Raw genomic sequence first — 10,591 nt, 5'->3', positions numbered from 1 at the left:
CGCCAGGTGCAGGTCAGCTCGCTGCCTTTGCGCCTGGCCGTGCGGCCGATTCCGCCGGCCTGGCCCGCGGGTGTGCCGTGGTTGCCAGCGCGCAGCCTGACCCTGGAAGAACACTGGAACCCCGACCCCGGCACCCAGCAGGTGCAGATTGGCGATTCGCTGACGCGCAACATCACGCTGCGTGCCGATGGCCTGTCCAGCACCCAGCTGCCACCGCTGCCGGCCACCGAAATCACCGGCCTGCGCCGCTACCCGGACCAGCCGTTGCTGCGCAACGAAATCAGCGAGCGTGGCATGACTGCCAACCGCGAAGAGCGTGAAGCGCTGGTGCCGACCCACAGCGGCACACTGGCGCTGCCGGCGCTGGAAGTGACCTGGTGGAACACCCGCGAAGACCATCTGGAACACAGCAGCCTGCCGGCGCGCACACTGGATGTGCAGGACAACCCGGCCTTGAGCGCCGACACGCCGGTGGGTGAAAGCAGCAGTGTCAGCGCCCTGCTGTGGCCGTGGCAGCTGGCCACCCTGATGTTTGCCCTGAGCACAGTGCTGGGCTTTGCCCTGTGGTGGCGTGCGCGCTCGCGACCGGCGGTGCTGCGTGCCGCGCAGACCGGGCCCAGCCCGCGCACCTTGCTGGATGACCTCAAGCGCGCGTGCCAGGCCAATGATCCCCATGCCACTCGCCAGGCGCTGGATGCCTGGGCGCGAAAGCAGCCGGAGACCCTGGCTGAGATGGCAGCGCGCTTTGTGCCGTTGTCGGATGCGCTGGATGGGTTGAACGGGGCGCTGTACAGCGAGAGCGGGCAGTATTGGCAGGGGGAGGATTTGTGGCGGGCGATCGGGGTTATTCCCTCGGCGGAGCAGGTGTTGGTGCCGGCTGGGGAGAATGGCAGCTTGCCGCCGCTTTATCCGAAATGATCCGGCTGGTGGGCGGCGTATCCGGGGGGGGGGATCACAATGGGCCTGCCGACAATTCTCCGGCTTGGGTTACCATACCCCCTTCACGCAACGCCCATCCCCAGCCAAGCCCTCGCTTGCTCGACTCGACACCAACAGGTCATCCATGCGTCTGTTTCATACCTCCGACTGGCACCTGGGCCAAAGCCTGCACGGCCAGGAACGCGACTTCGAACACGCCTGCTTCCTCGACTGGCTGCTCGGCCAGCTGCGCCTGCGCCAGCCGGATGCGCTGCTGATCGCCGGCGATATCTTCGACACCGTCAACCCGCCGGTCAAAGCCCAGGAACGCCTCTACGACTTCATCGTCCAGGCCCACGAGCAACAGCCCAAGCTGGACATCGTGATGATCGCCGGCAACCACGACTCCGGCTCGCGCATCGAGCTGCCCGCCGCGCTCATGCGCCGCCTGCGCACCCATGCCCTGGGCCGCGTGCACTGGCTGGACGAGGGCCAGCTGGATGCCGAACGCCTGCTGATCCCGCTGACCAACGGCCGTGGCAAGGTCGCCGCCTGGTGCCTGGCCCTGCCGTTTCTGCGTCCGGCCGAAGTGACTGGCCCGCAACTGGGTGACGACTACCTGCAGGGCATCACCCAGGTGCACCAGCAACTGATCGCCGCCGCGCAGAAAAAGCGCAAGAAAGACCAGGCGCTGATCGCCATCAGCCACGCCCACATGGCCGGTGGCGCGGTGTCGGAAGACTCCGAACGCAGCCTGATCATCGGCAACGCCGAAGCCCTGCCGGCCAAGCTGTTCGACAAGGCCATCAGCTACGTCGCCCTGGGCCATCTGCACAAGCCGCAGAAGGTCAACCGCGAAGAGCGCATCCGCTACAGTGGCTCGCCGATCCCGCTGTCGTTCGCCGAAGTCAACTACCCGCACCAGGTGCTGGAAGTGGAGCTGAACGGCAGTGATCTGGTCAGCATCGAACCCCGCCCGGTACCGCGCGCCGTGGCGCTGCAACGGGTCGGCCCGGCGCCGCTGGGCGAACTGCTGCAGCAACTGGCCGAACTGCCGGTGATCGACCTGCTCGAAGACCCCAACCGCCAGCCCTGGCTGGAGGTGCGGGTGATACTGGATGAACCGCAACCGGACCTGCGCCAGCAGATCGAAAGCGCACTCCAAAGCAAGGCCGTGCGGCTGATCCGCATCAGCGCCGAATACGCCGGCCGCAACAATGCCGAAGACGATGGCCTGGCCTTTGTCGAACTGTCGCAGATGACCCCGCAGGACCTGTTCAGCCGGGCCTGGGAACAGGCCTACGGCAACCCCGCCGACGAGCAGGCGCTGGCCGACTTTGCCCTGCTGTTGCAGGACGTGCAGCTGGAAGAGGAGCAGCCATGAAGATTCTCGCCATTCGCCTGAAGAACCTGGCATCGCTGGCCGGCCCGATCGACATCGATTTCACCGCCGAACCGTTGGCCAGTGCCGGCCTGTTCGCCATCACCGGGCCTACCGGCGCCGGCAAAAGCACCCTGCTCGACGCCCTGTGCCTGGCGCTGTTCGGCACCGTACCGCGGCTCAACGACATTGGCCGCGAGGCTAAGGTGCCGGACGCCGACGGCGAGATCCCCACCTCCGACCCGCGCAACCTGCTGCGCCGTGGCACCGGCAGCGGCTTTGCCGAGGTGGATTTCGTCGGCATCGACGGCCGTCGCTACCGCTCGCGCTGGGAAGCCAACCGCGCCCGCGACAAGGCAAACGGCAAGCTGCAACTCAGCCGCCAGAGCTTCTACGACCTCGACAGCGAGCAGGTGCTGGCCAGCGCCAAGAACGAATTCAAGGCACTGGTCGAAGCCCGTCTGGGCCTGAACTTCGAACAGTTCACCCGTGCGGTGATGCTGGCCCAGAGCGAGTTCGGCGCCTTCCTCAAGGCCGACGACAAAGACCGCAGCGAACTGCTGGAAAAGCTCACCAACACCGCCATTTACACCCGCCTGGGCCAACGTGCCTTCAGCAAGGCCCGCGAGGCCGGCGACACCCACAACGCCCTGAAGGACCGCGCCAGCCACCTGCTGCCGATGGCCGCCGAAGCCCGTGCCGAGCTCGACCAGCAGCTGGAGCAGGCGCAGCAGCAGTTCAAGGCCGACCAGGCCGGCGAGCGCCAGCTGGAACAGCAACGCAGCTGGCTGAATGAACAACGCCAGCTGCAGGCCCAGCACAGCGAGGCCAGCAACGCCCTGCAGGCCGCCGAACAGGACTGGCAGCAGCTGGCCGAGCCACGCCTGGACCTTGCGCGCCTGGAGCGCCTGGCCCCGCAGCGCCACCAGTTTCACCGCCAGCAGACGCTGACTGCGCAGTTGCTGCCACTGGCGACGAGGATCACTGAACAACACCAGCAGCAAACCGAACTGCAGGTGCGTACTACCGAGCTCGAACAAGCGCAGGTCACCGCGCGCCAGGCCCTTGCCGATAAGCAGGCACAGCACGGCGAAAATGCCCCGCGCCTGCGCCAGGCTTTTGCCGTCCAGGACAACCTGGCGCGGCTGGATCAGGAGCTGGTGACACAACACAGCACCCGCCAACAGGCCGAGCAGGAAGTTACCGACGGCCAGCAGCACGTGCAGCAGCTGGAGGCCAATCAGCAGCGCAGCCTGCAACAATTGGCACAGATCGACACGGCGCTCGCCGACAGCCAGCACCTGGCGGGCCTGGCCAACGCCTGGCACGCCTACCTGCCGCAACTGAAGCAGGTGATGCAGATCGGCGCCCGCCTGGCCAAAGGCCGTGAAGAACTGCCCGGCCTGCAAGCTCTGGCCAGCCAGGCCAATGTGCACCTGCAAGCCGAGCGTGACGCCCATGACCTGCTGTTCCGCGAGGCCAAGGCCGAGCCCCAGGCCCTGGCGGAGCAGATCGACCTGCTGGGCAGCATGCTGCAGGAAAACCGCAAGCAGCAACGCGCCGTTGAAGTGCTCGCGCGCCTTCATGGCCGTGAACAGGAGCTGCGCCAACAGCTGAATGCCGTGCGCGAGCGCCAGCAGCAGGCCATGCAGCAGCGCCAGCAGCTGATCAGCCAGGGCACCGCAGCCAAGGCCGAACTGGAAGCCGCCGAGCAGGCGCTCAACCTCACCCGCCAGTTGCTGGAACGCCAGCGCCTGGCGCGCAACACGAGCGTCGAAGAGCTGCGTGCCCAACTGCGCGACGGCGAGCCTTGCCCGGTATGCGGCAGCGCCGAGCATCCCTTCCATCAACCCGAAGCGCTGCTGCAAAGCCTGGGTCGCCATGACCAGGCAGAAGAAGCCGCCGCGCAAAAGCAGGTGGAAAACCTCAACAGCACGCTGGTGGAGCTGCGCACCCAGCTGGGGGTGATCAACGCCCAGCTCAAGGATTATCAGCAGCAACAGCAGCAACTGGATGAGCAGCTGCAACCCTTGATGGCCGAGGTGCAGGCGCACAGCCTGTGGCCGGCACTTGCGCCGCAGGACGACAAGGCCCGCCGCGCCTGGCTGGACAGCCAGCTACGGCGTCTGGACGAAGTGATCAACCAGGACGAGAAGCGCCAGAGCGCGCTGCTCGCCCTGCAACGCGACGCCGCCCGCCTCAACCAGCAGCTGCAAGCCGCGCACGATGCCCAACAGCAGGCCCAGCGCCATCTGGAGCAACAGCATCAGGCCCTCGCAAACGACGAGCAGCAGCTGCAGCAAGGCCTGAACGACCTGGCCGGCGTGTTGCCCGATGAAGCCCTCAAGGCCTTGAACGACGACCCGGCCAATGCCTTTCTCGCCCTCGATCAGCAAATCGCCCAGCGCCTGCAACAACTGGAACAACGCAAGGACGAGCAGGAGGAACAGCAAGCCCGTCAAGCTCAGCTGGACAAGCTGCGCGACCAGCAACAGGCGCGCGCACAGGCGCTGCAGCAATTGCAGCAGAAACTCGCCACACTCGACCAGCAGCGCCAGCAGGCCCAGGCTTCGCTGGCCGAACTGCTGGGCGAACATGCCAGCGCCGAAGCCTGGCAACAGCACATGGACGCCGCGCTGGAGCACGCGCGCGCCCTCGACGCCGACACCGCCCAGCGCCTGCAGGCGTTGCGCACCCAGGGCGTGCAGCTGGCCAGCGAGCTCAACGCCAATGCTCAACAGCATCAGGCGCTGGACAACGAGTGCCAGCAGTTGCAAGGGCAGATTGCGCAGTGGCGCAGCGAACACCCTGAACTGGATGACGCCGGGCTGGATCGATTGCTGGCCATGGACGATGCCCAGGTCAGTGAACTGCGCCAGCGCCTGCAAGGCGCCGAAAAAGCCATTGAGCAGGGTCGCGTGCTCCTGCAGGAGCGCGAACAGCGCCTGCAGCACCACGCCGCGCAAACCACCGTGGAAACTTCGGCCGAAGCCCTGGAGCAAGCCCTGGCCGACTTGCGCGAACGCCTGGCCGGCCATGAGCAGCAATGCGCCGAATTGCGTGCGCAGCAGGCCGACGACCAACGTCGCCAGCAGGCCTCCCAGGCCTTGGCAGCAGAAATCGAGCAGGCCCACCAGCAGTGGCAACGCTGGGCGCGCCTGAGTGGGCTGATCGGTTCAGCCTCGGGCGATGTATTCCGCAAAATCGCCCAGGGCTACAACCTCGACCTGCTGCTGCACCACGCCAACGCCCAGCTACGCCAACTGGCCCGGCGCTATCGCCTCAAGCGCGGCGGCAGCGCCCTCGGCCTGCTGGTGCTGGACACCGAGATGGGCGACGAGCTGCGCTCGGTGCACTCGCTGTCGGGCGGTGAAACCTTCCTGGTGTCGCTGGCGCTGGCCCTGGGCCTGGCCTCGATGGCTTCCAGCACCCTGCGCATCGAATCGCTGTTCATCGACGAAGGTTTCGGCAGCCTCGACCCCGAGTCGCTGCAACTGGCCATGGACGCCCTCGATGGCTTGCAGGCCCAGGGCCGCAAGGTGGCGGTAATTTCCCATGTACAGGAGATGCACGAACGCATCCCGGTGCAGATCCAGGTGCGTCGTCAGGGCAATGGCCTGAGCGATGTGGAGGTGTGCGGGTGATTCTCTACTCGTTCCGCCGCTGCCCATGGGCCATGCGTGCGCGCCTGGCACTGCGCTATGCCGGGTGCCAGGTGCAGATCTGCGAGGTGGCGATGAAGCACAAGCCGGCAGAATTGCTGGCCTTGTCGCCCAAGGGCACGGTGCCAGTGCTGGACACCGGTGCCGGGGTGCTGGAGGAAAGCCTGGATATCATGCGCTGGGCGCTGGAGCAGAACGACCCGCAGGACTGGCGGCTACAAGGCGACCCGGCCGCAGCGCAGCAAGCTGAGGATCTGATTGCGCGCAATGACAGCACGTTCAAGGTGCAGGTAAACCTGTACAAGTATGCCGAGCGCTATCCCGAGCATTCCCGCCAGCATTACCGCCTGCAGGCCGAGGCCTGGCTGGCGGAGCTCGAAGGCCTGCTGGATGGGCGGGGCAACTTGCTGGCTGACCATCCAAGCCTGGCCGATGCCGCGTTGCTACCCCTGATGCGCCAGTTTGCCGGGGTCGAACCGCTGTGGTTCGCCGAGGCGGCTTATCCGCGGGTGCGGAGCTGGCTGGAGAGGTGGCTGGCTTCGGAGCTGTTCAAGTCGGTCATGGCCAAATGAAATCTGCTCCTGCACTGGCCCTATCGCCGACAAGCCAGCTCCCACAGGTACCGCGCTGGGCGTGAGGCCTGCATATCCCTTGTGGGAGCTGGCTTGCCGGCGATAGGGCCAGTACAGGATTCAATGGTTATGTTTGCCACTCAGGGCCGCGTGGAAGTTGGCACTCTGGCGCAGGTACTGCTCGGTGTAGCTGTGGTTTGCGGATGCCTTGCGAGTGGAATCGGCATGGGCATGCGTGGGCAGTACCACTGAGGCAGAAATGGCGGATGCGGCGATGACCGGGAAGAGATTGAAGTTCATCTGGGCTGACCTCGACGGCGGTGGTTTGACGGTGGCCCGTTTGGGCCTTGGATCAAACTTACGCCGCAGAGGCCGCATGCAAAAATTCATTGCGGCAGTATCGATTATCACGCCGATCGATATCACTCCAGGAACTTCAGGTCCGAAGGCGCCTCCTGCTTAAGCGTCTGCACCGTCTCCAGCAGCTTGCCGCTGCGCGGATCGCGGCGCATGACCACGATCTGGTTGCTCTTCTGGTTGGCCACCAGCAGGAAGTTGTCACTCGGGTCGAGGGCAAACTCGCGCGGGTGATCGCCTTCTACCGACCGCCGCTGCAGAAGCGTCAGCTGGCCATCGTCCTTGCCCACACTGAACACCACGATCTGGTTCGCCGTGCCGCGGTTGCTGACATACAGGAAGCGCCCGTCGGCCGACAGGTGCAGCCCCCCCGCCGCCTTGGCTGCCGCATCCGGCTGTTCGGTCAGCGGCAAGCGCTGGCGCGGGAGCAGCGCAGCGTCCTTGACGTCGAACATCACCACTTCGCCGCTCATTTCCAGCGTCAGGTAGGCATGCCGGCCCTTGGCGTCGAACAGCAAATGACGGGGTCCACTGCCCGGCGGCAAGTCCACCGCAGCAGGGCTTGCCGGGCTCAATGGCTTGTCCACGCTGGCACCGTCATAGCTGTAGATGAACACCTTGTCTGCGCCCAGGTCGCAGGCGTAGACATGCTGGCCGTTGGGCGACAGTACCAGCGAATGCACGTGAGCACCGGCCTGGCGCTCGGGGTTGACGCCGCTGGGCTTGTGCCGCAACTGCTGTACCAGCGGCTTGAGCTTGCCGTCCTTGGCCACCGGGATCACCACCAGGCTGCCACCGGGGTCGGGTGCAACTGCATAGTTGGCCACGAACAGGTAACGCTGGTCACGGCTGAGGCTGGCGTGAGTTGGCTCGTCGCCCTTGGTGGTCACCTGGTTGAGGGGCTTGATCTCGCCCTTGGTGCTGACGCTGAAACTGCTGGCGTGACCACCGGGGGTTTCATTGACCGTGAACAGCTGACGCTGATCGGCCGACAGCACCAGCCACGACGGGCTGACGCTCTTCACCACCTGCTGCGGCATGGGGTCGATATGGCCGGTTTTTTCGTCGAACTGGTAACGGTAGATACCGTGGCTGGCGCCATCGGTGTAGCTACCGACCAGCAACGTGGCGGCATGGGCGTTGAAAGTCAGGCTCATCAGGCTAGCGGTCAGCAGGCTGGTCCAGATCCGGTTCATCTTGGTCTTCATCCGGGGCACGAAAGGCACTCATACAGACTAGCCGATGCTCGCCATTGGCATCGTCGAGCTGCCATTCGTCACCGTTGGCGATGGCGGCGGCGACTTGTTCAGAGGTGAAAGACCAGCGGCGCAGTTGACGGCCGTCCATGCATTCGATGGTCAGGCCGGTTTCGTCGCTGGTGAAGTCGAAGGCATGCAGGCCGTCGATCAGGAGCATGTCGCAAGACTGCAGGGCGGTGGCGAGGGGGGACATGGAGGTACCAATTTGAAATGAGCCGGCATTATAGCCTTGGGGCTGCTTTGCAGCCCATTCGCAGCACAAGGCTGCTCCTACAGCAGATCGCGAACGCCCTGGCAGGAGCAGCCTTGTGCTGCGAATGGGCCGCACAGCGGCCCCCTGCGATTCAATGGGCGAAAATCGATCCCCCTTCCTTGCCCACCATCTTCTCAGGCTTGATCAGGAACCGCGCCAGCGCCGGCAACAACCACAGCGCACCAAACATGTTCCACAACAGCATGAAGGTCAGCATCAGCCCCATGTCCGCCTGGAACTTGATCGCCGAGAAGATCCAGGTGCACACCCCGATGGCCAGGCACAACCCGGTGAACAACACCGCCTTGCCGGTCGAGCGCAGGGTTTCGTAATAGGCCTCCTGCAACGGCAGCCCGGCACGCAGGAAGCTTTCCAGACGGCTGTAGATGTAGATGCCATAGTCCACGCCAATGCCCACCCCCAGCGCCACCACCGGCAAGGTCGCCACCTTCACCCCGATCCCCATGTAAGCCATCAGTGCGTTGCCCAGCACCGAGGTCAGCACCAGCGGCAGCACGATGCACAAAGTGGCGGCAAACGAACGGAAGGTGATCAGGCACATCACCGCCACGCAGATATACACCAGGATCAGGATGGTCAGCTCGGCCGACTTGATCACTTCGTTGGTCGCTGCTTCGATCCCGGCGTTGCCCGCCGCCAGCAGGAACTGCAGGCCTTCCTTGTTATGGCTGTCGGCAAACGCCTTGGCCGCAGCGGTGACCCGCTCCAGGGTTTCGGCCTTGTGGTCGTTGAGGAACACCAGCACCGGCGCCAGCGAGCAATCGCCGTTGTACAGGCCGTCGGCGCGGGCAATGGAGTTGTTGAGGATATCGGGGTTGCGCGACAGGGTTTCCCATTTCAGGTTGCCCTCGTTCATACCCTTGATCACCTGCTTGGACACAGTCACCAGGGAAATTGCCGACTGCACGCCGGGCGTGTTCTGCATGGTCCACATCAGCTCGTCGATCGGCGCCATGGTCGCGTGCACCGAGCACTGCTCGGACGGGGTCTTGACCATGATTACCAACACATCTGAACTGGTCGAGTAGTTGCTGATGATGAAGTTGTTGTCCTGGTTGTAGCGCGAGTCTGGGCGCAGCTCTGGCGCGCCCTGGTCGAGGTCGCCGATTTTCAGGTTCTGGCTGTACCACAGGCCACCGGCAAAGGCGACCAGCGCCAGCACCACGGACACCGGTGCCACCTTGGCGCTGGCGAAGTTCGACAGCAGGCGCCAGAACGGGTGCTCGCGGGTCGCGTCTTTCTTGCTGCGCTCGACCGCCTTCTTGCTGATGCCGACATAGGAGATGGCCACCGGCAACAGGATCAGGTTGGTGAACACGATCACCGCCACGCCGATAGAGGCGCCGATCGCCAGTTCGCGAATCACCCCGATGTCGATGATCAGCAGGGTGATGAAGCCCACCGCATCGGCGAGGATGGCAATCATCCCCGGCAGGAACAGCTGACGGAAGGTACGCCGCGCTGCCGTAAGCGCATTGTCAGCGCCGCTCGACTGCAGGGCGATGCCATTGATTTTCTGCACCCCGTGGGAAATACCGATGGCGAAAATCAGGAACGGCACCAGCATCGAGTACGGGTCCAGGCCAAAGCCCACCGCATGCATCAGCCCCAGCTGCCAGACCACCGCTACCAGGGTGGTGATGAGCACGGCGATGGTGCTGCGGATACACCAGGTGAACCAGTACAACAGTACACAGGTAATGGCCAGGGCGACGCCGAAGAACATCGCCACCATCACCAGGCCATCGATCAGGTCACCGACCTTCTTGGCGAAGCCGACGATGTGCACTTTCACATTGGGGTTTTGCGCCTGGAACTTGTCGCGGATCTTTTCTTCGAGCAGGTGCGAGAACTGCTGGTAGTCCAGCTTCACCTGCTTGCCCGGGTCCTGCGGGTCGGGGTAGCTCTCCAGCAGCGGCACGTCGACGATGCTGGACTTGAAGTTGTTGCCCACCAAGCGCCCAACCTGGCCGGACTTGAGCACGTTGTCACGCAAAGTGTCGAGGCTGTCCTGCGAGCCGTTGTAGGTGTTGGGGATCACCTCGCCACCGGAAAAGCCCTCTTCGGTGACCTCGCTCCAGCGCACGCTGGGGCTCCACAGTGACTTCAGCCCGGCGCGGTCGACGCCCGGTATGTAGAACACCTCGTCATGGATCTGCCGCAGGGTC

Annotated in this window: 7 protein-coding genes and 1 pseudogene; 4 read left to right on the top strand and 4 right to left on the bottom strand. The window is 64.6% G+C overall.

From position 1 onward, the window contains the following. From HP547_RS19695 to HP547_RS19680, 4 genes and pseudogenes are all read left to right on the top strand, one after another. Positions 1-918: pseudogene (locus HP547_RS19695) on the top strand (BatD family protein); the annotation flags it as partial. A gap of 145 nt (positions 919-1,063) precedes the next feature. After that, positions 1,064-2,302 (top strand): exonuclease SbcCD subunit D C-terminal domain-containing protein, encoded by a 1,239-nt coding sequence (locus tag HP547_RS19690; RefSeq protein WP_172218551.1) that lies wholly within the window; start codon positions 1,064-1,066, stop codon positions 2,300-2,302. Next, positions 2,299-5,943 (top strand): AAA family ATPase, encoded by a 3,645-nt coding sequence (locus HP547_RS19685; protein WP_172287141.1) that lies wholly within the window; start codon positions 2,299-2,301, stop codon positions 5,941-5,943. Before HP547_RS19690 ends, HP547_RS19685 begins: the two co-directional genes overlap by 4 nt. After that, positions 5,940-6,533 carry a glutathione S-transferase N-terminal domain-containing protein gene (locus tag HP547_RS19680; RefSeq protein WP_172287140.1) on the top strand — a complete coding sequence of 198 codons (594 nt, stop codon included), beginning with the start codon at positions 5,940-5,942 and terminating at the stop codon, positions 6,531-6,533. The genes HP547_RS19685 and HP547_RS19680 overlap by 4 nt, the downstream gene beginning before the upstream one ends. Before the next feature lie 120 nt (positions 6,534-6,653). Here HP547_RS19680 and HP547_RS19675 read toward each other — a convergent pair whose 3' ends face one another. The 4 genes from HP547_RS19675 to HP547_RS19660 all read right to left on the bottom strand — a co-directional run. Further along, on the bottom strand, positions 6,654-6,833 hold the full coding sequence (locus tag HP547_RS19675) for a hypothetical protein (RefSeq protein WP_172218557.1): 180 nt from the start codon (positions 6,831-6,833) through the stop codon (positions 6,654-6,656). A gap of 122 nt (positions 6,834-6,955) precedes the next feature. Beyond that, positions 6,956-8,086 (bottom strand): lactonase family protein, encoded by a 1,131-nt coding sequence (locus tag HP547_RS19670; RefSeq protein ID WP_172287139.1) that lies wholly within the window; start codon positions 8,084-8,086, stop codon positions 6,956-6,958. Continuing rightward, positions 8,052-8,342: a DUF5629 family protein gene (locus tag HP547_RS19665; protein WP_172218561.1), complete on the bottom strand. Its 291-nt coding sequence runs from the start codon at positions 8,340-8,342 to the stop codon at positions 8,052-8,054. The genes HP547_RS19670 and HP547_RS19665 overlap by 35 nt, the downstream gene beginning before the upstream one ends. A 151-nt stretch (positions 8,343-8,493) precedes the next feature. Then, positions 8,494-10,591 (bottom strand): RND family transporter (locus tag HP547_RS19660; protein WP_172287138.1); only part of this gene is annotated, 2,098 nt, incomplete at its 5' end.

Source organism: Pseudomonas sp. CM27 (assembly GCF_013179515.1).
In the GTDB taxonomy this organism is placed as follows: Bacteria; Pseudomonadota; Gammaproteobacteria; order Pseudomonadales; family Pseudomonadaceae; genus Aquipseudomonas.
This window is presented reverse-complemented; position numbering and strand designations above follow the sequence as displayed.

Bases quoted from the DNA above. Each gene is read 5' to 3' on its own strand.
- HP547_RS19690 (WP_172218551.1), top strand. From the start codon at position 1,064: ATGCGTCTGTTTCATACCTCCGACTGGCACCTGGGCCAAAGCCTGCAC.
- HP547_RS19670 (WP_172287139.1), bottom strand. From the start codon at position 8,086: ATGAACCGGATCTGGACCAGCCTGCTGACCGCTAGCCTGATGAGCCTG.
- HP547_RS19675 (WP_172218557.1), bottom strand. From the start codon at position 6,833: ATGAACTTCAATCTCTTCCCGGTCATCGCCGCATCCGCCATTTCTGCC.
- HP547_RS19665 (WP_172218561.1), bottom strand. From the start codon at position 8,342: ATGTCCCCCCTCGCCACCGCCCTGCAGTCTTGCGACATGCTCCTGATC.
- HP547_RS19685 (WP_172287141.1), top strand. From the start codon at position 2,299: ATGAAGATTCTCGCCATTCGCCTGAAGAACCTGGCATCGCTGGCCGGC.